The organism is Nocardia sp. NPDC050710 (assembly GCF_040654375.1).
Lineage (GTDB): Bacteria > Actinomycetota > Actinomycetes > Mycobacteriales > Mycobacteriaceae > Nocardia.
In genome coordinates, this window is record NZ_JBFAHV010000002.1 from 38855 (window position 1) to 60576 (window position 21722).

Annotated in this window: 19 protein-coding genes; 9 read left to right on the top strand and 10 right to left on the bottom strand. The window is 67.0% G+C overall.

Annotation, left to right across the window (positions count from 1 at the left end):
* Window positions 1–171 precede the first annotated feature (171 nt).
* The 3 genes from AB0H61_RS06215 (at window position 172) to AB0H61_RS06225 (ending at window position 3963) form a co-directional block, all read left to right on the top strand.
* Window positions 172–984 carry a phosphatase gene (locus tag AB0H61_RS06215; RefSeq protein WP_357299998.1) on the top strand — a complete coding sequence of 271 codons (813 nt, stop codon included), beginning with the start codon at window positions 172–174 and terminating at the stop codon, window positions 982–984.
* 239 nt (window positions 985–1223) lie between these two features.
* Complete coding sequence (locus AB0H61_RS06220) at window positions 1224–1688, top strand: EXLDI protein (protein WP_357299999.1); 465 nt, start codon at window positions 1224–1226, stop codon at window positions 1686–1688.
* Window positions 1689–1731: 43 nt separating this feature from the next.
* Complete coding sequence (locus AB0H61_RS06225; RefSeq protein ID WP_357300002.1) at window positions 1732–3963, top strand: MMPL family transporter; 2232 nt, start codon at window positions 1732–1734, stop codon at window positions 3961–3963.
* 90 nt (window positions 3964–4053) lie between these two features.
* On the opposite strand, the gene AB0H61_RS06230 is transcribed toward AB0H61_RS06225, so the two are convergent.
* From AB0H61_RS06230 to AB0H61_RS06245, 4 genes are all read right to left on the bottom strand, one after another.
* Window positions 4054–6492 carry a hypothetical protein gene (locus AB0H61_RS06230; protein WP_357300005.1) on the bottom strand — a complete coding sequence of 813 codons (2439 nt, stop codon included), beginning with the start codon at window positions 6490–6492 and terminating at the stop codon, window positions 4054–4056.
* 782 nt (window positions 6493–7274) lie between these two features.
* The gene (locus AB0H61_RS06235) at window positions 7275–8438 is read right to left on the bottom strand and encodes a DUF6596 domain-containing protein (RefSeq protein ID WP_357300572.1); all 1164 of its coding nucleotides are present in this window, start codon (window positions 8436–8438) and stop codon (window positions 7275–7277) included.
* An 8-nt stretch (window positions 8439–8446) separates the two neighbouring features.
* A complete protein-coding gene (locus AB0H61_RS06240) occupies window positions 8447–8854 on the bottom strand; it encodes a YciI family protein (protein WP_357300008.1) in 408 nt (135 codons plus the stop codon).
* Between the two features lie 171 nt (window positions 8855–9025).
* Window positions 9026–9769 carry a CPBP family intramembrane glutamic endopeptidase gene (locus tag AB0H61_RS06245; RefSeq protein WP_357300010.1) on the bottom strand — a complete coding sequence of 248 codons (744 nt, stop codon included), beginning with the start codon at window positions 9767–9769 and terminating at the stop codon, window positions 9026–9028.
* 279 nt (window positions 9770–10048) lie between these two features.
* Here AB0H61_RS06245 and AB0H61_RS06250 point away from each other — a divergent pair, with 279 nt between their 5' ends.
* Window positions 10049–10453: a hypothetical protein gene (locus AB0H61_RS06250; RefSeq protein ID WP_357300012.1), complete on the top strand. Its 405-nt coding sequence runs from the start codon at window positions 10049–10051 to the stop codon at window positions 10451–10453.
* Window positions 10454–10623: 170 nt separating this feature from the next.
* On the opposite strand, the gene AB0H61_RS06255 is transcribed toward AB0H61_RS06250, so the two are convergent.
* The 3 genes from AB0H61_RS06255 to AB0H61_RS06265 form a co-directional block, all read right to left on the bottom strand.
* The gene (locus AB0H61_RS06255) at window positions 10624–11553 is read right to left on the bottom strand and encodes an RluA family pseudouridine synthase (protein ID WP_357300015.1); all 930 of its coding nucleotides are present in this window, start codon (window positions 11551–11553) and stop codon (window positions 10624–10626) included.
* Between the two features lie 284 nt (window positions 11554–11837).
* A complete protein-coding gene (locus AB0H61_RS06260) occupies window positions 11838–12290 on the bottom strand; it encodes a TIGR03667 family PPOX class F420-dependent oxidoreductase (RefSeq protein WP_357300017.1) in 453 nt (150 codons plus the stop codon).
* A gap of 67 nt (window positions 12291–12357) precedes the next feature.
* Window positions 12358–12552 (bottom strand): hypothetical protein, encoded by a 195-nt coding sequence (locus AB0H61_RS06265; RefSeq protein ID WP_357300019.1) that lies wholly within the window; start codon window positions 12550–12552, stop codon window positions 12358–12360.
* 139 nt (window positions 12553–12691) lie between these two features.
* Between AB0H61_RS06265 and AB0H61_RS06270 the strand changes: the two genes are divergently transcribed.
* From AB0H61_RS06270 to AB0H61_RS06280, 3 genes are all read left to right on the top strand, one after another.
* On the top strand, window positions 12692–13093 hold the full coding sequence (locus AB0H61_RS06270; protein WP_357300022.1) for a hypothetical protein: 402 nt from the start codon (window positions 12692–12694) through the stop codon (window positions 13091–13093).
* Between the two features lie 94 nt (window positions 13094–13187).
* A complete protein-coding gene (locus tag AB0H61_RS06275) occupies window positions 13188–15035 on the top strand; it encodes an ABC transporter ATP-binding protein (RefSeq protein WP_357300025.1) in 1848 nt (615 codons plus the stop codon).
* On the top strand, window positions 15032–16768 hold the full coding sequence (locus AB0H61_RS06280; RefSeq protein ID WP_357300027.1) for an ABC transporter ATP-binding protein: 1737 nt from the start codon (window positions 15032–15034) through the stop codon (window positions 16766–16768). Before AB0H61_RS06275 ends, AB0H61_RS06280 begins: the two co-directional genes overlap by 4 nt.
* 8 nt (window positions 16769–16776) lie before the next feature.
* Here AB0H61_RS06280 and AB0H61_RS06285 read toward each other — a convergent pair whose 3' ends face one another.
* Window positions 16777–18165 carry a dienelactone hydrolase family protein gene (locus AB0H61_RS06285; protein ID WP_357300029.1) on the bottom strand — a complete coding sequence of 463 codons (1389 nt, stop codon included), beginning with the start codon at window positions 18163–18165 and terminating at the stop codon, window positions 16777–16779.
* A gap of 229 nt (window positions 18166–18394) precedes the next feature.
* Here AB0H61_RS06285 and AB0H61_RS06290 point away from each other — a divergent pair, with 229 nt between their 5' ends.
* Window positions 18395–18937: a hypothetical protein gene (locus tag AB0H61_RS06290; protein ID WP_357300032.1), complete on the top strand. Its 543-nt coding sequence runs from the start codon at window positions 18395–18397 to the stop codon at window positions 18935–18937.
* A 32-nt stretch (window positions 18938–18969) separates the two neighbouring features.
* Here AB0H61_RS06290 and AB0H61_RS06295 read toward each other — a convergent pair whose 3' ends face one another.
* Complete coding sequence (locus tag AB0H61_RS06295; protein WP_357300034.1) at window positions 18970–19677, bottom strand: siderophore-interacting protein; 708 nt, start codon at window positions 19675–19677, stop codon at window positions 18970–18972.
* 128 nt (window positions 19678–19805) lie between these two features.
* Window positions 19806–20276: a hypothetical protein gene (locus AB0H61_RS06300; protein ID WP_357300036.1), complete on the bottom strand. Its 471-nt coding sequence runs from the start codon at window positions 20274–20276 to the stop codon at window positions 19806–19808.
* Window positions 20277–20407: 131 nt separating this feature from the next.
* On the opposite strand from AB0H61_RS06300, the gene AB0H61_RS06305 reads away from it, so the two are divergent.
* Complete coding sequence (locus AB0H61_RS06305; protein WP_357300039.1) at window positions 20408–21691, top strand: SidA/IucD/PvdA family monooxygenase; 1284 nt, start codon at window positions 20408–20410, stop codon at window positions 21689–21691.
* Window positions 21692–21722 lie beyond the last annotated feature (31 nt).

Below are 21722 nucleotides of genomic sequence, written 5' to 3' on the forward strand. Positions count from 1 at the left end.
TGTGCTGATCCGGTCTCGGCGGACACTTTCGGCGTGCAAACGCCCCGAAACGCCTATTTTCTTCGGAGAGTGCACGCTCGGACCGGCTACGGCCCGCGCTCGCACTGTGCGCGGGCGGGCCTTCTGGTTGGCTGGCGGTGTGGGGCTCACCGGTTACGTGGAGGTGTGGCAATGGATTTCGGACGTGCCGATCGAGAGTCGCTGCGGGAGCAATTGCTACGGGCGCGGATCGCCGGGGAGGTGGCTACCCCGCGGGAGGGAAACCTCGAGCACTATCGCCGGATGGTGGCGAAGTATCCGGATTATCAGTTCGGGTTGGCGCTGAAGGATTGGACGTTCGAGGAGACCCTCGACATGATGGCGCGGCTGTGCGGGGTGAATCCGGATCCGGGACATGTACGGGGGATCGACACCATTGATCCGGACCTGACGATCGACGCCCTCGAGGCGATGGGTGCGCGGATCGGCGAGGCGGCTCGTGAGCGCGAGGCCGTGCTGTTGGCGACCGGACATCCGGCGAAGTTGATGGTTGTGTATCGGGCCCTCGAGGATCGCTTGCGGGCTGCGGGATGCGCGGTGCTGACGCCTGCCGCGGGTTGGTCGTACGACGCGGACGTCCACTTCGGATCGGCGTATCGCGAAATCGCCTACACCTCGGGTGTTGCCGCGCTATTCGGTGACGACGGCCTGCCGAGGCATACCCACGATCCGCGTCCGATGCAGGCGATGCTGCGCGAACTCGCGGCGACCGATCCCGGATACCGGCCGGACCTGGTCATCGCCGATCACGGTTGGGCGGGCGCGGCGGGTGAAGCGGGTATCGACACCGTTGGATTCGCTGATTGCAATGATCCGGCCCTCTTTGCGGGCCAGGTCGAAGGCAAGATCGTCGTCGCCGTGCCGCTCGATGACGGGATAGTTCCCGCGGAGCATTACGCCCCGCTCATCGCGTACCTGCTCGCGCGGGCAGGTCTCGGCGATTGAGCTCGCCGGGGTCCGCCGCGCCGGGGCGCTGCCGGTGACCGAGTGTCATCCGGACAACCACGCCTTGCTTTATACGTATACATCTACTTATAGTAAGTCCAGACAAGGCGTTGCCGGCGAGGGGCGCGGCGTCACCGGATAACTGCAGATCGACAGGGGTACGACGGGCCGAAGTCACGGGTCCGTCGCTACTACATCCATGCCGTTATGCGCATTCACTTATGAAATGGAGCCAAATCATGAGCACCGAACAACAGAGCGGGCACAGTGCGGATCTCGACAATGACGCCGTGGTTCAGGTCGTCGACATCGAGAAGGGCGCGCCGGCGGAATTCGAGGAGATCGTGTTGAAGGTGGGCCCCGGCGGCGGCCGGTCGCAGCGGTTCTTCGGGCGGCAGGTGGGCGAGTCGCGGCAGATCACCAAGGAGGGTGTCGAGTCGGTCCGGGTCTACCTGAGCCGCAAGGGCAAGTACGTGGTCCACCGGCAGCAGTCGGACTGGTCGGACTTCTCGATGCTGGGCAACTGGATCAATGACTGGAAGAACTGGCGCAGCATGATCGGCCTTGGCGACCAGGATTGGGGTGATTTCACCGTCGACGTGGTGGATTCGATCGAGGACCTGCGCGAGCTGGTCCCGGCGAAGACCTATCGCTCGATCGCCGATGTGGCGCTGAACCCGCGCATGCAGGATCTCGACATCTGAGCCACCGGCTCGCATCACGCCTCGGAAAGGACCTTCCCCCATCATGTTTGCGCGACTGGGACGCATTGTCGTCCACCACCCGTGGAAGGTGATCGGCCTCTGGGTGATCGCCATCATCGCGGTGGTGTCGGCGGCGCCGACGCTCACCTCGACCACCGACCAATCCGCCTTCTTGCCATCGCATTACGAATCGATCCAGGCGATGGAACTACAGGAGCGGGCATTTCCGCAGAATGCGACGCCCGCGGCGCTCATCGTCTTCGCCCGCGCCGACGGCGCACCGCTCACCGAGAGTGATTCGGCGTCGGTCACCGCGACCGCATCGAAGCTCAACGGCGCGAACATCGAGGGCGTCACCGGAATTCAAGCCACGCCACCGTCGGAGAACGGGCTGATCCAGGTCATCGCCGTGCAGCTGATCAAGCAGGTGAATGCCTCCGACAAGACGCAGGGTGACGCGGTGAAGAGCCTGCGTGAGGACCTGAAGGAGCAGGTGCGGGGCACCGACCTGAAGGCAGGCATTACCGGCGCCGCGGCGCAGACACTGGACCAGACCGAATCCAGTGAGAAGGGTATGGCCATCATCGGCATCGCCACCGTGGCGTTGATCCTGGTGCTGCTGCTGGTCATCTTCCGGAGTCCGGTGATCGCGCTGCTGCCGATCGTCGTCATCGGCGCGATCTCCAGCACGGTCGGTGGCCTGATCGCCATGGCGGCCAAGGCATTCGACCTCGATATGGACACCTCGGTGAACTCCATGCTGCTGGTCGTACTGTTCGGCGTAGGTACCGATTACATCCTGTTCCTGATGTTCCGGTACCGGGAACGGCTGCGTGCCGGGGAGGATCCGAAGACCGCCATGGTCAGCGCCGTCGCCCGGGTCGGCGAGGCCATCACCTCGGCGGCGGGCGCGGTGATCATCGCGTTCATGGCGCTGACGCTGTCCAGCCTCGGACTGTTCCGTGCCCTCGGGCCCGCGTTGGCCATCGCGGTGGCGGTGGCGCTGCTGGCCGGACTCACCCTGGTTCCCGCGGTGGTTTCGCTGCTCGGCAGCAAGGTGTTCTGGCCGTCCAAGGTGTGGCAGGTGGAGCCGAAGGGCGCACGCTTCACCGCGATCGGTGCGTCGATGGGACGTCGGCCGGGTGCATTCGCGGTGGTCTCCGGCGGGGTGTTGGTGGCCCTGGGTGTGCTCGCGTTCGGATTCAATCCGACCTTCGATCTCGGATCCGGCTCGACCTCCGATGCCTCCGAATCCGTGGTCTACAACAAGGAACTACTGAAGGGCCTGCCCGCGGGCGCCACACAGCCCTCCGATGTCCTGCTGCATTCGAACGACGGTGGCGCGTTGAATGCGGATCAGCTCGCGAACTATCGCGCCGCCCTGGCCCACGTGCCCGGCGTCGGTTCGGTCTCGGAGCCACGGGTGTCCTCCGACGGCACCATCGCCGACTTCCAGGTAACTCTCACGGACGCACCGGAATCCGATGCCGCGCTGAATACGGTCGACGGACCGCTGCGCGATGCCGCGCATGCCTCGGCGCCGGCGGGCACCACCGCCGCGGTCGGCGGCATTACCGCGGTGTTCGTGGACTTCAAGGATGCGATGAACCACGATTACGCGATCGTCTTCCCGGTCGCGGCCCTCTTGATCATGATCGTGCTGGCGCTGCTGCTGCGCAGCCTGGTCGCGCCGTGGTATCTCATGATCTCGGTATTCCTCGGATTCGCCGCGACACTCGGCGCGACCGTGCTGGTATTCCAGAACATTCAGGGTGATTCCGGGTTGATCTTCACGCTCCCGGTGATCATGTACCTGTTCGTGGTCGCGCTCGGCACCGACTACAACATCCTGATGGTCGCCCGACTGCGTGAAGAGGCTCGCGAAGGACACAGCCCTGGCGAGTCCGCGGCCCTGGCCGTGCGCCATACCGGACCCACCATCGTCGCCGCGGGTGTCATCCTGGCGGGCACCTTCGCGTCGATGATGTTGGCGGGCAACAGCACCCTGTCCCAGATGGGCTTCGCGATCTCCGTCGGCATCGCCATTGCCGCCTTCGTCATGGCCCTGTTCTTCACCCCCTCCATTACCGCGCTGATCGGCAAGCGGGCGTGGTGGCCGGGACACGGCGGTGACGGTAAGCGCCTTCCGGACAACTCCGAATCGCGCTGGGCGAAGTACGACTACGCGGAGACCTACTACACGTCACCGCGGCAAGAGGTGACCGCAGGAAAGGAAGGGTGGGGCTGGTCGAATACCGGCAACCGGCGCGGCTGATCCTGGACCGCCCCGAACACGTGGGCCCGTTCCCTTTGGGGAGCGGGCCCACGGGCTGTTCGGATGTATCGCGGAATCACGCACGGCGGGTCAGTTCGTCGGTGCGTAGGGCCGACGCACCTTGCGCGCGGAGTCGATGACCCTGGCGACCGTCGAGGTGGGAACGCCGACCTCGTTGCCGATACCGGCCGGGGTCCACGATTGGTCGGCGAGGGTGAGGATTTCGGCGATCTGTTCGACGGGGATTCTGGACAGCCCACGATCGGCGATGCCGCGGGCCACCGACCAGATCTCCACGTCGCCATCGGGTTCGATGGAAGCGTCCGGGATTTCGGCGGCCTCGAACTCTTCGACGGCATTGCGGGCCGCGGCGATGGCGTCGAGGGTGATGCGCGGGTGACGCGGCTCGGGACCCGGGTCTTCGTCCAGGGCGAGTTGGTCGATGTCGGGTGCGGGCTCGGTAGTGGTGCGGACCTGCGCTTTTCGACCCGCGCCTTCCCCGGTTGTCCGTGTGGGAGGTGTGGGCAGGTCTTCGAGGGGGATCAGCGGGCCGGTGGTCGGCGCGGGGGAGGGGGGCTTGCGCTCCGCGGACCGGGCGCGGGTGACCTCCCGCTCGGAGGGTCGTGCCGCAGGCTCCCGGTCGGCCGGGCGCGCGTCGTTCTCGCCATGGTGAGGTGATGCGCTGTTGCCTTCGGTAGTCGGTGCGGTGGTCTTGCCTTGGGCCGGGTGCGCTTCCTTCTCACGATGGCGAGGTGATGCGTCGGCGTCTTCCGTTGCCGGAGCGGTGGTCCTACCTTCGGATGGGCGCGCTTCCTTCTCACGAAGGTAAGGCGATCCGCTGTTGCCGTCGAGTATTGGTGCGGTGGTCTCGCCTTCGGCCGGGCGCGACTGCTTCCCGCCACGGTGAGGGGATCCGCTGTTCTCGTCGAGTATCGGTGCGGTGGTCTTGCTTTCGGAGGGGCGTGATCCCTCGCGATGGTGAGGTGATCCGCTGTCGTCATCGAGTATCGGTGCGGCGGTTTCGTGTTCGGGCGGTCGCGATTCCTCCCGGCGAAGGTCGGCGGGTCTGGATTCGCCGGTCATGTCGCGCTCGACGGCGGTGAAGCCGTTGACGAGGGTCAGATCGACGCCGCGCCGGTCGGTGTTGCGGGCGTGCGTCGCACGGTCGAAGGCGAGTGGCGCGGCATGACCGTTGGTGTATCCGTCGGCGGGAGCGGCGCCATCGGTAAGTGACTCGGTCCGGTCTTCGATGGTGTGCGCTGACAGGGTCGCCTCGTCGAGCGAGCCTTCGTCGACGGCGATCGGATACGGCGCGAAGATCGCCTGTGCGGTATGGCCGTTGGTGCGCATGGACGGCATCGCGTTGCCGTGTCCGTTGGTCTTGCCGTTCCCGTTGATCCGCCGGTTGTTACGCGTATCGCCCGGGAACACGTGCGGCGCGGTCCCATTGGTCGGTGCGCCGTTGGTGGATCGGGGTGAGCGGCCGTTGCGCGGGCGGGCGGAGGTGCGATCCAGGTATCGGGTGAGTGGATCTTCCTCCTCGGGGCTCGCGAGCCCACCGTTCAACAGCGACAACGGCATCGAATACGGCACCGGATCGTCGACGGGATCGAGGTCCCCGGCTGATTCGCGCGGGGCGCGATCCGGCGCCGGTGATTCGGCAACCGATTCGGCCCTGCGCTCGGCGGGCAGTTCGGGGCGGTCCGCCGCGGTGACGGTGGGCGACGGCGCGTCGTAGATACTGCCGTACAGCTTGGGCGCGGCCGTATCGTCGACGATGGGCACGCTGTCGATGAGCTGCGCGTACCGCGCGGAAACCCACGCGTGCAACCAGATCACGACACCGACCATCAGCGGAGCGATGGAGTATTCGGCCGCCTTGCCGAGCTGACCCGACGCCAGGTGCGGTCCCGCGTTCAGCGCGATCGTGGTGCCGAGCAACGCCGTTTCGAAGAAGACGACCTTGCCGCGCGGCAACTCCCGGCCCCAGCGCGCCGCGGTGGTCGCCACCACCATGATGGTGATGATCGGGATCGAGATCATCGCCTCGATGCCATAACTCAGCCAGTACAGCGGGTCTGACATATCCCCGCTCGGCACCAGATTGTGTTGCACATTGACCCCGGCCCACACCATGCCGAGCACTACGACGCCGATGAGTGCCCGCGACGACCATTCGGCACGCCGGTAGAGCTGGGCCAGTCGAGCATCCTGATTGGCGACACGACGCCGGGCCGCGAGCGCGCGCCGATGCCAGCGCGCGTCGGCCTCGTCGACCCGCCGGACTGCCGCCGCGCTGCGGCGATCACGCTTCTCGGCGATCAGTTCGTCCTGTACCGCCCGCCGCCGCTGTCCCCGGCGCTGCGCGCGAATCCATTCCGCCAGTTCGCGTTCGGCCGCGATCTCGGCGTCGGACAGCACATCGACCAGGGCGGCATCATGCTGTAGCGGCAGCTTGCCGCGTGCCGTCGCGACCCGGTGTGCCAATGCGGCGATCTCGGAATTGCCGGGCGACTGTTCGTCGGGCATCGCGAACCTTCCCTGGAATGGGTATCGTGCCGATTCATCGGTGGCGACAAGTTTGCTCGAACATATGTTTGAACGGTGTGAGAGTAAACCTGCCGCCCCCGAAGGTCAATGCCGACGCCGACGAAGTGATGAAAATCCGGTATCCGTCAGGCGTCCTCGCGGCATACCCTCCGCCGCAATCCGCCCGCCGCGCGAATATCCCCGCGCCCGAGCCGGATAGCAGAGCCTGAACGCTACTTTGCCGCCCGTGACCCGAACCGATAATTACGTCTGCGCCCCGCAGTGGCGACTCGCACTCCGGCACCGGCATCAACTCGTCGTAATAGCCCTGAGATTCGCCCGGATGGCCAAGGTTGATCCATAGATGTCCTTGGCATACAACGCAATTCGACTTTTCGTAATAGGTCTCGGTGAGCCGCTTTCCCAACAGCCGAACCTGTCGCAGATAGTCACCTTCAGCAAGCGGGTCTATGAGACGCCACGCTTCCAGCGAGCTCCCCGTCGCAACACGCGTCGTGCAGCTGGACGAGTCGGGCATCAGCTACGCCGACAGCTCCACCGCGCCCAACCCCTCCCTGGCCGACGTCGAACAGGTCCTCGCCACCCTGTCACGCCCGGTCTCGCGACCACAGACCTTGTCAACGCCTCACAGCAGCTACAACATCTGTGGGGCGTGCGGAGGGTCTGTGGGGGCTCAGTCGAGCGCGGCCCTGCTCACCGTGCGGCGGCCGCTCTGGCTTCGGGGCGCGCCAAGTGCCGCGCGTAGATCCGAGGGCGACCTCTCAGCGACTGCGGTGGGTGTTGAGGCGGGCGGCTTGGCGGGTGAGGTAGTCGCGCTCGGCGAGGTTGGGCGCCTTGTGGGCCGCCTCGGCGTACAGCCGCGCCGCCGTCGCCAGGTCGCCGTCGCGCTCGTGGAGGTACGCCGCCACCGCGGTGTGGCGGGGTAGTGAGTCGTTCAGTGCCGCGAGCGCCTCCAGCCCGGCGCGCGGTCCGTCGGCCTCGCCGACAGCCACCGCGCGGTTGAGCCGGACGACCGGGCTGTCGGTCAGGCGTGCGAGCTCGTCGTACCACTCGACTATCTGCGCCCAGTCGGTCTCCTCCGCGGTAGGTGCGTCGGCGTGGAGTGCCGCGATGGCGGCCTGGGCCTGGAACTCGCCCAGCCGGTCGCGGACGAGGGCCGCCTGGAGGATCGCGACGCCCTCGGTGATCAACTCGGTGTCCCAGCGGCCGCGGTCCTGCTCGGCGAGCGGCACCAGGCTGCCGTCGGGTGCGCTCCGGGTGGCGCGCCGGGCGTGGTGGAGCAGCATGAGAGCGAGCAGCCCCGCCACCTCGGGGTGGTCGATCGTGGCCGCGAGCTGCCGGGTGAGCCGGATGGATTCGGCGGCGAGGTCGACGTCGCCGGAGTAGCCCTCGTTGAAGACCAGGTAGAGGACGCGCAGCACGGTGGCGACATCGCCGGGCTGGTCGAACCGCACATCGGACACGGCGCGCTTGGCACGGCTGATGCGCTGCGCCATGGTCGCCTCGGGCACCAGGTAGGCCCGGGCGATCTGGCGGGTGGTCAGCCCGCCGACGGCGCGCAGCGTGAGCGCGACCGCCGCCGATGGCGTCAGCGACGGGTGGGCACACAGGAAGTAGAGCTGGAGCGTGTCGTCCACCGCGGGTGCCTGCTCAGCGTCATGGTCGCTCGGCGAACCTCGCTCCGCGTCGAGGAGGTCCTCGCGTCGGCGGCGGGCGGCATCGGCCCGGGTCGCGTCGAGGAACTTACGCCAGGCCACCGTGACCAGCCAGCCCTTCGGATCCCGCGGCTGGTCGACCGGCCAGATGCGGACCGCCTCGACCAGCGCGTCCTGGACGGCGTCCTCGGCCGCCGCGAAGTCGGCTCCGCGCCGGATGAGGATCCCGAGCACGCTCGGAGTGAGGCTCCGTAGCTGGGCCTCGTGCAGCGGTGAGGTCACTCCGTGATGGTGGGCGGCGCGGTCAGGAACGGGCGCAGTTCGAGCCATTCGTGGATCGGCTTTCCGCCCGCCCCGGGCGCGGCCGACAGTTCCCCGGCCAACTCGAGGGCGCGCTCGTAGCTGTCGACGTCGATCACCATCCAGCCGGCGATGAGGTCCTTGGTCTCGGCGAACGGTCCGTCGGTGACCGGCGGGCGCCCCTCACCGTCGTACCGGACGAACGTTCCACCGGGGGCAAGCGCCTGACCGTCGACGAATTCGCCGGTTCCCTCGAGCCGGGCGGCGAAGTCCTCCATGTACCGCACATGCGCCGAGATCTCCTCCGGGGTCCACTGGTCCATGGGCACGTCGTTGACCGAAGCCGGAGCGCCGCGGTAGTGCTTGAGCAGCAAATACTTGGCCATCGTGTTTCTCCTCTGTGCTGTGCGACCCATTCTGGTCACGTTCACAGCGGGGACGGAGCCGGTTACGGGTTCTCGACATCGCCATCCGAATTTCTCGGCCGAACGAGCCGACCCAGGCTGACCCACAAGGTCCGCCGCGCATCCGGGCGAAATCGGCGAGTGCGGCCCGATTCAGGCGAGGGTGGTGTGCCAGACGATGGCGGCGGCGAGGGCGCCCGCGCCGTTGACCGACCAATGCAGGGCAATGGGGGCCAGCAGGCTACCGCTGCGGCGGCGCAGCCAGGTGAAGACGACGCCCGCGGCGGCGGTGGCGGCCACGGCGAGGAGGATGCCCGCGATCTGGCCGGCGAGCCCGCCGCCGAGGAAACCGGTGAGCCCGCGGTTGTTGGTGGTGAGGCCGAAGGAGGAGGCGATATGCCAGAGGCCGAAGAGTAGCGATCCCGCGGCAAACAGTCCGCGTGCGCCGACGACGCGATCGAGGGTGCCGTGCAGGACGCCACGGAAGGCGAGCTCCTCAGGAATCACGGTCTGGAGCGGGATCACGATCATCGACGCGATAAGCGCGCCGGAGATGGTGGCGTACCGGTCGGCGAGGAAGAACGGGCGGGTCATCGGGAGCAGTGCGCCGATGGCGACGGCGGTGAGCACCACGCCCACCGCCGCGACCGCGTACAGCGAACCGCGCCGCCAATGTCGCGGCGAGAGTCCGAGTTCAGACCAGCCGAGGCCGCGGCGACGCACCAGCGCGAGCAGGATGACCGCCGCGACCGGGACGGTCACGATGCTGGCCCACGCGGTCGTGAAATGGGCGATCAGGTTGGTCCCGGCGAGAACTACGACGACGACGGCCACATCGATATAGGCATGCAGTTTGTGGCGGGGCGGGGCCGCTTCCTCGAGGTCCGTGTGAAGCACCCGGCCCAGTGTACGGATGGGCACCGAGTGAGCCAGCGCACCGCCGGAGGGCGTCATCACAAGGGCCATATCCGGGATACTGCCGGTTCTCACGGCCCCGCGATACCGCCGCGAGGGTGGTGTTGCCGGGCCCGAGGTGTTGCGAATTCGACCCAGGGTGCGACAAATCTGACTGGAACATGTTTCAGTTTTTTCTCGAAACCGCCTCCTGTCGAACTGGACGGTCGATACAGTTCGCGCATTCGCACCACCGCGTGCGTCGCACAGAGGAGTTACAGGATGAGGAAAACCCGCCGGACCGGCCGTCGACTCGGCGCCGGCCTGACCGGGCTGGCCGCCTTCGGCTGCGCGGCCGTGCTGAGCGTGCCCTACGCCTCCGCGACCGTCGACGACCTGACGGTCGACGGCCGCGTACTACAGGCCGGATGCACCTACCAGATCACCGCCAAGGTGAACCACTGGTTCGAAGTGTGGTTCTACGACAATGCGTTGGTCATCACGGGCAGTCCGGTCAAGCCGGTGAACGGCGTGGCGACCATCCAGTGGAAGCCGAAGAAGTCGGGCACCCACACCCTGGCCGCCCTGCAGGGCCTCGCCTACGAGATCAAGGTGAATGTGGCCGAGCCCACCCTCACCGGCAGCGCCACCTGCGGCGCCGGACCCCTGGCCTGGATGGGTTCCTGAGAGACCGCGTCCGGTCCAACCGATGGCAGCACCCATGGACGTGACGGAGTTGTGCGTCCGCGCGGCCCAGTCATGAGCCAGTGTCCATGGGGGCACGACCGAGCCGATCATCAGGGCGGTGGCGGTCGAAGCCACGGACCGGACGCTCGGGCCGGCTGACACCAGTGCCGTCAGCCGGCCCACCCCTCCGGATCGGCCCACGCCCGGAGCGTCCGTACGGTCTCGAAGCGCCGCGATTCCCCGCTGACCGGATCGGTGAACTCCAGCGCCGCGGCCAGTAGTTGCAGCGGCCGGGTGAAATCGTTCACCGGCTTATCGGTCAGCACCGGATAGAAATCGTCACCGAGAATCGGCACCCCGAGGCTGTTCATATGCAGCCGCAACTGGTGTGTCCGTCCGGTCGACGGTCGCAGCCGGTAGCGCCCGAGCCCGTCGCGGTGTTCCAGCAGCTCCACCACGGTCTCCGCATTCGGTTCGCCCTCGACCTCCTGGGCGGCGAGCACCTGCTTCTCCTTGATGATCCGGCTGCGCACCGTGCGCGGTAGTTCCAGTGCGGGGTCGTAGGGGGCGATCGCCTCGTACTCCTTGCGCACCGTGCGCCGGTGGAACATCGTCTGATACGCCCCGCGCCGGGCCGGATTGATCACGAACAGCACCAAACCCGCGGTGACCCGATCGAGCCGATGCGCCGGAATCAGATCCGGCAGGTCGAGTTCGTGCCGCAGCCGCACCAGCGCTGTCTGTCGAATGTGCTGGCCGCGCGGAATCGTCGCGAGGAAATGCGGTTTGTCGATCACCAACAGGTCGTCGTCGCGGTGCACGATGCCGATCTCGAACGGGACATCGGTCTCCTCCGGCAGATCGCGGTGGAACCACACCGCGCCGCCGGGGACATACGGTGCGTCCGGGGGAATGGGTCCCGCGAGGTCGACGATCGCGCCCGCGCGCAGCAGCTCGTCGATCCGCGCCGGATCGACCCGGGGCAACCGCTCGACCAGGTGGTCCCTGATGGTCGCCCACGCGCCGTCCTCCGGCAGCCGTAGCCGGGCCGGATCCAAGCCGAACCGCTTGGGCAGCGGCGGCTGCTGCCTCCTTCTCACCTGGAAAACCCTAGTCGCCGCCCGGCTGTGACCCGGCCGACAGCCCGGTTCGGTGCACGCGCACGGCGAGACTCGGATAGTCGATGACCGGTCCGAACTCGTCTTAGACCAAGGTCCTGGTATAGGAGAAATTCGCGGCCGCGTAATCGAAGCGCTGCTGCACCCCGTTATCGGATATCGGGTGGTAGGTCTGGTCCAGCCGGGTCACGTCCGAACTGGCGGCGCGCACGTAGGCGGCGGGCGCCTCGGCCGAGTCGCCGATGGTGGGGGGACAAAAGCTCGAGTCAGAATCCGCGCAGTCGATCAGGGGTGATGCGGACCGCGACCGAGTACTCGGCGTAGAACTGCTCCGGTGTCATCGAGATATCCACCAGTCCTTCGGTGTATTTCGTTGTGTAAGAGTTGATTTCATCGTCACTCGGGCGTTCGTCATCGATCCGGGCCGTGCCGGTGAGCACCACGATATCGCCGCCGTGTTCATTGCTGTTGAGGTGCAATGAGACTCGTGGATTGCGGGCGATATTGCGGAGCTTCGACGTGCCGGCTTGGCTGAACAGCAGGAATTCCCCGTCGCGCCACTGGAACCAGACCGGGTTGGGTTGCGGTGTGCCGGTGGCGCCGACGGTGGTCAGCCAGGCGACGAGCTCGTTGTTCAGGCGCTCGGCGACCTTGGCGCCGAATGTGGTCTCGGTGTCGACGACGGGAGCTGCGGATCGATCGGATGCCGTTGAGGTCATGTCGTGCACAACACCTCGACCGCTTGTCCGATTCCGGACCTGCCCGAGTTGGCCGATGCTCGCAAGATCAGGGTTCGGCCCGCTCGTCGAGAACCATGAGCCGGGCCTCGACCAATGTCTGCCGGGCCCGGCGCCGCACCCGGCACCGCTCGACGCTGCAATTCAGGTGCACCTGCATGGCGCGGTGTGCCTGTGCGGCGGTGAGCTCCCCGGGGTCGGCGTGGCAGTCGACGAGGTTCGAAACAATCTGTGTTACAAACATTTTCACAACTCCGATCGCGAAAACCGATTGGTACTGGGAAATTAGTCCGCATCCGCCGGTTCCCGAGGTCGGATTGCACCTCGTTCACGCAAGCTTCCGCGTCGCGTCGAACGCCGGACAGCATCGCCCTCGGAGGGCGATGATTGGTTTCGCGGGATTTGCCACCCGTTCGGGCGGCATTCTGAATTCGCAGGGCATCACGATCGGACAGGAACGAAGACTTCCGGATACCGCAACGTTGCTCCGTCGGTTCTCCGAGGGTGGGCCTGCTTCGGCCGCACTGATGCGGGAAGTCGACCCCGCCACCGTGGTGGCGCATCCACGCGGTGACCTACGGGCGCTGGCCGAGGTGGCTGTGGTGGATCGGACCGTGCACCTGCTCGATCTGATCGCGGCGGTGGGTGGACCGCCCGTGCCCGAGCCCGCGCTGCGGTTCACCAGTGGGGTGCTGGCGGCGGTGCCCGATTCGGTCGCGTTCATCGAGGCCGCGACCGGCCGCGGCGTCGCCCCGGTGTTGCTGGTGATACGATCCCCGCGCTGAGATAACTTAGCCTAACCTATCTTCTTGGCACTCACTGTGTGAAGATGAGGGCCGATTCCGGCGAGATGCCATGAAGGTCGAGAGGCGAGGACAGATGACGGTGGAGGTCGCGCCGCTACCGGCGGCGGAGGCGGGGAACCGGCAGCGCAAGTCGGTGCAGAAGTCGCAGAAACAGCAGGAAGCGCGGGCGCGCAAGGAGATTCTCGCGCCGGTTCGGGTGCCGCTTCTGCTGGCGAGCACCATCATGATGATCGCTTCGGTCTGTACGGTGCTGCCTTTCGTGCTGATTGTCGCGGCCTGCCGGGAACTGCTCGCCGATACGGTGGACACCGAGCGGGTCTGGCGCCTGCTCGCGATTGCCGCGCTGGCGCTGGTCGCCCGTGCCCTGCTACAGGCGGTCGCGTTGACCTGGTCGCACCTGGTTGACGGCGGGTATCAGCTGACGCTGCGCCGGCTGCTCGCGGCCAAACTGACCCGGGTGCCGCTCGGCTGGTTCGGCGAACGTAGCTCCGGCGAGGTGAAGAAGTACCTGCAGGACGATGTGGAGGCGCTGCACTATCTGGTGGCGCATGCGCGGCTGGAGTTCGTCGGCGCGCTCACCATCCCACTGGTCACCCTCGGCTACCTGGTCACCGTGGACTGGCGGCTCGCCCTGGTGCTGCTGCTCCCGCTGGTCGCCTTCGCGGTGCTCTACAGCCGGATGATGGATCAGGACGGCCGGGACCGGTTCGCCGTCTACAACCGCTCCGAGCAGCGAACACAGCAGGCCACCATCGAGTTCGTCGACGGCATCCAGGTGGTGCGGGCATTCGGCCAGGCGGGTAAGGCACACAGCGAGTTCCAGGCGGCGGTCGACCATCAGGCACGCAGCGTGGACCGGCTGAAGACGCCGATCATCAAGGTGCAGTCGGCCTCCGACATCGTGGTCATGCCGGTGTTCGTCATGCTGGTCGTGGTCGTCGCGGGACTCGCCGCGGTCGGGCTGGACTGGGTGGAGCCACTGGACGTATTGCCGTTCCTACTGGTCGGACTCGGCCTGGGTAGCTCGCTACTCGGTCTCGGTTACGGCGCGCAGGCGTTGCGGGCCGCGGGCGCCGCCGCACTGCGGCTGCACGAGCTGCGCCAGACTCCCGAATTGAGTTCGGGGACAACAGTTGCCACCGATCCCGCGCCCTCGGTCGCGGTTCGGTTCGAGCGTGTCGGATTCGGCTACCGCACCGACCACGAGGTGTTGCGCGACATCGATATCGAGTTGGCGCCGGGCACCATCACCGCGCTGGTCGGCCCCAGCGGATCGGGTAAGTCCACACTGGCCAAACTGCTGCCTCGCTTCTACGACGTCGGATCGGGCCGAATCACCGTCGGCGGCCGCGATATCCGCGACCATTCGACCGAAGAGCTCTACCGCACCGTCGGATTCGTATTCCAGGATGTGCGGCTGATTCGCGGCAGCATCCGCGAGAATCTGCGGCTGGCCCGTCCCGACGCCGATGACGCCGCGCTGGAGCGGGCGGCCGTGGCCGCGCAGATCCACGACCGCATCGTGGCCCTGCCGCGCGGTTACGACTCCGAAATCGGCGTCGACGCCACCCTGTCCGGCGGTGAGGCGCAACGCCTCTCGATCGCCCGGGCGCTGCTGGCCGACACCCCGGTGCTGGTGCTGGACGAAGCCACCGCCTTTGCCGACCCGGAATCGGAGGCCGCAGTGCAGGACGCCTTGGCGGTGCTGGTCGCCGGGCGCACCGTGCTCGTCATCGCGCACCGGCTGCACACCATCACCGGAGTAGACCGAATCCTGGTGCTGGAGCACGGAACCGTGGTCGAACAGGGCGATCACGCGAGCCTGCGCGATGCGGGCGGCACTTACCAGCGGCTCTGGGAGATCAACGAGGCGGCACTGGGTGATCTGGCCATGATCGACAGCGCGGAGGGCGCACGATGATTCGCAAGGTACTCGGCCTGATTCCGGCCGAATTCGCCCATCTGACCCCGAAACTCTTCGCCGCGATCGTGGCCCAGGCGCTCAGCCAGGCGGCGGCCTACCTGCTGTTGGTGCCGGTGCTGGAGGCCTTGTTCGGCAATGAACTCGGCCGCGCCTGGTTCTGGACGCTGTGGATGCTGCTCGCCGTCGCGGGTGTGGTGGTCTTCAGCTACCTGCAGGCCGCGATCGGACTGCGTATCGGCGTCGGTATGCAGCGCGGGCTGCAGACCCGGCTCGGTGACCACCTGAATGCGCTGCCATTGGGCTGGTTCGAGACGCGCGATGCCGGGCCGCTGTCGCGGATCGTGGTGGAGAACGTGCGAGAAGTGCAGGGCCTGGTCGCCTACCTGCTCGCCAAGGTCCTCACCGCCGTCATCGTCCCGCTCGGGGTCGCGGTCGGCATGCTGTTCGTCGACTGGCGGATCTCGCTGGCCATGCTGCTCGCCGCCCCGGTGCTCTACCTGGTCAACGGCCTCGCCGATCGCACGTATACCCGCGCGGACCAGCGAATGCACGCCGCGGCGACCGAAGCCGATTCGCGGGTTATCGAATTGGCGCAGGCACAACCGGTGTTGCGGGCCTTCGGCGCGGTCGGACGCGGCAACCGCGCGCTCGATACCGCGCTGGCCGGGCAGCGGTCCGCGGGCCTGAGGATGATCGTCGCCAGCGTGCCGGGTCTGATCTTGTTCGCGCTCTTCGTCCAGGCCGTTTTCCTGGTGCTGGTGTACGTGGTGCTGGGACAGGTGACCGACGGCGCGATTTCGGCGGCCGCCGCGATTGCGCTGATCGCGGTGAGTGCGCGTTTCATCGAGCCGCTCAATCAGGCCGCGCAGCTGGGCAATGCGCTGCGCTCGGCGGCGGCCGCCGCGGACCGGATCGATGAGCTGCTCGCGGAAGCGATACTGCCGGAGGCGGATATGCCGGTCACCCCCGGCGCGCCGTCGGTGATCTTCGACAATGTGTCCTTCGGATACCACGCGGGCGAACCGGTGCTGACGGAGGTAACCTTCAGCGTCCCCGCGGGCACCACCACCGCGATCGTCGGGCCGAGCGGCGCGGGCAAGACCACCCTGCTGCGGCTGGCCGCCCGGTTCTACGATGTCGATTCCGGCCGGGTCGCGGTCGGCGATCACGATGTGCGCGAACAGCCCTCGGCGACACTGCTGGATCAGTTGTCCCTGGTCTTTCAGAACGTCTACCTCTTCGATCAATCGGTGGCCGACAATATTCGGATCGGCAGGCCGACGGCCACCGACGCCGAGGTGCGGCGCGCGGCCGAGGCGGCCCGGGTGGACGAGATCGTCGATCGGCTCCCCGACGGCTTCGACACCCGTGTCGGCGAGGGCGGCACCACGCTCTCCGGCGGTGAACGCCAACGTGTTTCGATCGCCAGAGCCCTGCTCAAGGATGCGCCCATCGTGCTGCTGGACGAGGCGACCAGCGCCCTGGACCCGCACAGCGAAGCGGTCGTGGTGCGCGGCATCCACGAAATCACCAGGGATAAGACGGTGATCGTGGTCGCGCACCGCCTGGCCACCATCGCGCACGCCGACCAGATCCTGTTCCTGGACGGTGGTCGTATCGTGGAACGTGGCACCCACGTGGAACTGCTTGCCTCCAACGGTCGCTACGCCGCCTTCTGGAACGAGCGCTCCCGAGCCACCGGCTGGCGCCTGGAACCGACGCCCGCGTAGCGGGAAGCTCAGCGGACGCGGCCGCCGTGGATGTCCGGGTACCGGGCCGCCGCGGCCGCGATATCCGCCGCGGGTCCGCCGAACGGCTCGGCCAGGAACGCCACCAGGATGTCGTTGGTCGCGCGCTGGGTCTGCTGCGGTCCGCGGCTGCCGCCGATGACCTGGGCCGCGGCGAATCGTGCGGGGGCCGAAAGGAACAGCGGCACATCGGTGAAGCTGTAGTGGTTGGCCTGCGCGATCTCGTAACGGAATCCCGGCGCGGCCAGGTGTTCGAGCAGTGTGCGGTTGCCGTCCAGAAACCGCTGTGAGTGGCCCGTTTCCGAATGATCGCTTTGCACCAGAAGGAACGGCTGCCGCAGCGACTGTTCGGGCAGTGTCCCGTAGAGCGTGCCATCGATATTGGCCGCCGCGTCGATCCGCGGATCATCGGCGAGGGCCGCTGCCGCGCTCGCTCCGCCGAACGAATGCCCCACCACCGCAACGTGATCAGTATCGATCCGGTTCTCCAGTGGGCCGAGCACTTCCGGCCTGCTCAGCTGGTCGACGACGAAACGAAGATCCGCCGTGCGTATTCCGAGCTGCTCGCTCATGTATCGATTGCCGTCGGGATCGTCGTCCTCGAGCCGTTCGACCAGTGTCGCGAGGGTGCCGTCGGCGAGTTCGGTGACGGCCGCCTCGTAGGGATGGTCGACCGCGAACACCACGAAACCGCGGCTGGCCAGGTCGGTGATCAGTCCGGTGTAGAAGGCCCGCGGTGCGCCGTATCCGGGGGAGAACAGTACCACCGGCCAGCGTTCCCGGTCCGGGCTGACGGGCACCTCGGCTCGGGCGTTGGTATCGATGTGGTCGTAGCGGCGCATGACGAATCCGGGGATCTGGGTCACCCGATCCGGTAATCGCCCGACTCCGTCCAGGTACACGTACTGCCGCCCGGAGTCGACCTGCGTCGGATACCACGCCTGGACAACCACATTGCGCCGGTCCTCGGCCGAATCGGTTGCGGCTTCGGGTCGTTGCTCGTCGACCCACCGAAAGATGGCCGAGCCGACCGCGTAACGGCCGGTCGGCTCGGGGAGCTCGGGTACCGGGACCAGGCTCCAGGGCAGCACCGCCACGGCGGCGAGCAGCCCGAGCAGGCCGCGGCCGGTCAGCGCGGGCAGCTTCCGTCGCGGCTGAGCGAGTCCCAGGGTCCACACGGCCAGCCCGGTGGCGACGATCACGAGGTAGATCGGCACGAACTGCCAGTAGAAGTCCTCCAGCGCCCACTGGACAGCGCAACCCAGGACCAGCAACGGCAGCACGATCGGTGCGGCGCGCAGCCCGACCCGCGGGGAGACCACCACGGTTACCGCGAAAACGATGGTGACAGCGGAGATCACCGCGTCGATGACCGACATTTCCGACTCGCTTCGATGTGATCTGTTCGGGACGGCCCGGTGCCGACCCGACTTCGGATCCCAGCCTGCCGAGTACCGGTCTCCGGCGCGTCACCAGAAGGTAGTGCGATGATCATCCTCGGGGATGACGCGAGGGTATCCCTGTTGCGGCGATCGCTCGGCCGGGTGTGGCCGCGGCCGTACCCGACGAGTTGGAAGGCGCCCACCGTCGAGGACTACGCCCGGACGGGTGGATCAGTTCTTTACCGGACGGTTCGGGGCCGTCGACTCGACGGCGGGGCCAGCGTCACGGCAGCCTACGAACGAGTGCTCGGCGCTGACCCTGGCATCGGAAATCACCCAGTACCGCGGATGGCTCGAGCATGCGATCGGCGCCGCCGCCACCGCCCGCCGCACCCTCGGCGCGGCGGTGAGCTTCGCCGAGGAGGCGCGAGATCCGGACCGCCTCGCGCACAGCCTCGGATTCCTCGGCTACGTGACTGTCAGCGCAGGGAACTACGGCGAAGTCCTGGCCCTGTCCGACGCCGCCCTCTCCGTGCGCGACGCACACCCGGTCGTCAACGCCTACGGGCGGATGCGCCGTGCCGAACTACTCGCCGCCCACGGAGCGAAACGCGAAGCGCAACACTCGCTCATCCTCGCGGACTCGGCGTCGGAAGCGGCGGACGGTATCGAACCGCCCCCGTCGATGTACATGCCCGCCGAGCACCGCGGAACCGAATGGCTGGCCTCGGCGCTGCGGCGCGTCGACCCGGACATGGTCGACGCCTGAAAACCGGGACGACCTGTACGTATCTCCGGAGACTACTTCCAGTAGGCCTGGTACTTGATCGCCGTCTTCGGCAGATTGTGGATGTTCTTGAGAGTCTTCACGATCGACCGGGTGGTGTGACCGTCACAGGCAACCCACGCGAAAGCGTCACCGGGGCAGGTGATCTCCTGTGCCTTCTCGCGCAGCAGGCGTCCGTCGTCGACGCGCTGCATCCAGGTCACCTCGTGGTGCGGCTTATTGCGCAGCGTCAGCGTCCGGTCGGACTCGTACTGCCACTCCAGCCAGACCCGGGCCGGGGTGTCGCCGATGGACTCGAGCAGCGAGTTGATCGCGGGCAGCGAGGCGGTATCGCCGAAGACGACGTACTCGCTCGGGGTGGTCTCGGGCAGTTGGAAATTCGAGCCGAGCACGCTGACATCGAGCTTGTCACCGGTCGCGGCTCGCTGTGCCCAGCTGGTGGCGGGACCGTCGTGCAGTGCGAACTCGATGAAGAAGCTGTCGCCCGCCGGATCCTGATCGACCAGGGTGTAGCCACGGTGATGCAGCTTGTCGCTGGTCTCGTCCGGAATCCACAGCCGGACCCACTGGGTGGGGTGCACCGGGTGGTCGGCGAGCAGCCCGCCCGCGTTGAAGCCGATCCGGATGAACTTGTCGGTCACGTACTCGGTCGAGGTGACCGTGAGCTGGTAATCAGCGCCACCCCAGGCCTTGACGATTACTCCGTTGAATCCCTTGCCCATGCGACTAAGGTTAGCCTAACGACACTTAATTGTCTTGTCGTGGCCCTCGCTCGCTGGCACATGATGGGCCGCCGACCGCTCACTGAGCGATCGGCAGCCCGATCGGATTGCGCCCGCAGCCGATTGCGTCAGCAGGAGAGCAACAGCGCGGAGGCAAGGCTGCACTGTGCCTGCTGGGTCAGCTTCCAGGTGCCGCCGATCTGCTTCCAGGAGACGTCATAGGTGAAATCGGGGTAGCCCTCGGTGGTGACCAGTAGCTGCGCGTCGATCCGGTTGCCCGAGACGGACGGGTTGATCACGGTGTAGCGCAGGCTCGGCGGCGCCATTGCCATCAGGTCGGCGATCTTGTCCATGGTGGCGATCCCCGCCTCGCCCGACTCCAGTTCCGCGGCGCGGGCCGCGCGCCCGGCGCCCGGATTGATGGCGACGCCCAGCTTGGCGGTGAGCTCGCCCGCGCTCGGCGCCTGGGCGCGCAGCGGTGCGGTGATCGGCGCTGCGGCGGCGACACCTGCCGTGCTCGCGACACCCGTCAGTGCTGCGGTGAGTGCGATCGCCGCGGCGGCAATGCGGGTGGCGGTCTTGTTTGCGGGGGTTTTCATAGTTGTCCAATCGTTCTCGTGTGTGAGAGTCGCCGCTCTCGGCTAACGTCAGGATGCAATATAAGGTAAGCCTATGCAAACATAGCTGGCCTGGCTGTGGGTAGCGACACGTGAGCGAGAGTGGAGATTCGGTGGAAACACTTCTGGTGGTCGGAGCCGGGCCGAAAGCCCTTGCGGTGGCGGCGAAAGCGCATGTGCTGCGCCGACTGGGTCTGCCCGCGCCGCACGTCACGGTGGTCGAAGCGCACGCGGTGGGTGGAAACTGGCTGCCAAGCGGGGGGTGGACCGACGGCAGGCACCGGCTGGGTACCAGCCCGGAAAAGGATGTCGGCTTCCCCTATCACTCGACCTGGGCGCGCGGCCGCAACCAGGAGATCAACGAGGCCATGACGGCCTTCAGCTGGACCGCGTTCCTGGTCGAGCACGGCACCTACGCCGAGTGGATCGACCGCGGTCGCCCGAGCCCGCAGCATCATGTCTGGGCCAAATACCTGCAGTGGGTGGCGCACAAAATCGATCTGGACATGGTGCTGGGCACGGTGCGGTCCATCTCGGCGGCGGATGACGGCTGGCTGGTCCGCGCGACCGATTCGGACGGCGTGCCGACCGAGCTGGCTGCCGACCGGTTGATGATCACCGGGCCGGGACGTAGCGGCAAAGCCCTCGCCAAACATCCGAAGGTGCTGAGTATCGCGGAATTCTGGGATCTGGCAGGGCGGCGTAGCCTGCCGCTCTCCTCGCGGGTGGCGGTGATCGGCGGCGGCGAGACGGCCGGATCGGCGCTTGATGAACTGGTCGGCCACGGCATGCTGTCGATCTCGGTGATCTCGCCGATGGCGACGATCTATACCCGCGGCGAAAGCTATTTCGAGAATGCGCTTTTCAGTGATCCGATCAAATGGTGCGCACTGAGCACAGCCGAACGGCGCGATGTGATCCGGCGGACCGACCGCGGCGTGTTCTCGGTGCGGGTGCAGGAGAGCCTGCTCGCGGATAATCGGGTGCACCATCTCCAGGGCCGAGTCGTGCGGGTCGCCGATCAGGGTGACGGCGTCGCTTTGACGCTGCGCAACGAGATGCGCCCGGATCAGGTGCACGGCTTCGATCTGGTGATCGATGCCACCGGCGGTCAATCGCTCTGGTTCCTGGACCTCTTCGATTCGGATGCCGCGGATGGGCTGGAGCTCGCCGTCGGCGGTGCGCTCACCCACGATCGGATCGAGGCGTCCATCGGATACGACCTGGCCGTCTCGGGCTTGGACAGCAAGCTCTATCTGCCGAATCTGGCCGCGCTGGCGCAGGGGCCGGGCTTCCCGAATCTCAGCTGTCTCGGCGAACTTTCGGATCGGGTGTTGCGCGCGGCGCCGGTGCATCCGCTGGCGGAAGCGGGAGTGCGAGCCGGTAAGATAGGCTAGCCTAGCCTAATTATCGAAGAAGAGGTTGCAG

Bases quoted from the DNA above. Each gene is read 5' to 3' on its own strand.
- AB0H61_RS06220 (WP_357299999.1), top strand. From the start codon at position 1,224: ATGAGCACCGAACAACAGAGCGGGCACAGTGCGGATCTCGACAATGAC.
- AB0H61_RS06215 (WP_357299998.1), top strand. From the start codon at position 172: ATGGATTTCGGACGTGCCGATCGAGAGTCGCTGCGGGAGCAATTGCTA.
- AB0H61_RS06275 (WP_357300025.1), top strand. From the start codon at position 13,188: ATGACGGTGGAGGTCGCGCCGCTACCGGCGGCGGAGGCGGGGAACCGG.
- AB0H61_RS06225 (WP_357300002.1), top strand. From the start codon at position 1,732: ATGTTTGCGCGACTGGGACGCATTGTCGTCCACCACCCGTGGAAGGTG.
- AB0H61_RS06270 (WP_357300022.1), top strand. From the start codon at position 12,692: ATGATTGGTTTCGCGGGATTTGCCACCCGTTCGGGCGGCATTCTGAAT.
- AB0H61_RS06285 (WP_357300029.1), bottom strand. From the start codon at position 18,165: ATGTCGGTCATCGACGCGGTGATCTCCGCTGTCACCATCGTTTTCGCG.
- AB0H61_RS06250 (WP_357300012.1), top strand. From the start codon at position 10,049: ATGAGGAAAACCCGCCGGACCGGCCGTCGACTCGGCGCCGGCCTGACC.
- AB0H61_RS06295 (WP_357300034.1), bottom strand. From the start codon at position 19,677: ATGGGCAAGGGATTCAACGGAGTAATCGTCAAGGCCTGGGGTGGCGCT.
- AB0H61_RS06230 (WP_357300005.1), bottom strand. From the start codon at position 6,492: ATGCCCGACGAACAGTCGCCCGGCAATTCCGAGATCGCCGCATTGGCA.
- AB0H61_RS06300 (WP_357300036.1), bottom strand. From the start codon at position 20,276: ATGAAAACCCCCGCAAACAAGACCGCCACCCGCATTGCCGCCGCGGCG.
- AB0H61_RS06280 (WP_357300027.1), top strand. From the start codon at position 15,032: ATGATTCGCAAGGTACTCGGCCTGATTCCGGCCGAATTCGCCCATCTG.
- AB0H61_RS06260 (WP_357300017.1), bottom strand. From the start codon at position 12,290: ATGACCTCAACGGCATCCGATCGATCCGCAGCTCCCGTCGTCGACACC.
- AB0H61_RS06240 (WP_357300008.1), bottom strand. From the start codon at position 8,854: ATGGCCAAGTATTTGCTGCTCAAGCACTACCGCGGCGCTCCGGCTTCG.
- AB0H61_RS06265 (WP_357300019.1), bottom strand. From the start codon at position 12,552: ATGTTTGTAACACAGATTGTTTCGAACCTCGTCGACTGCCACGCCGAC.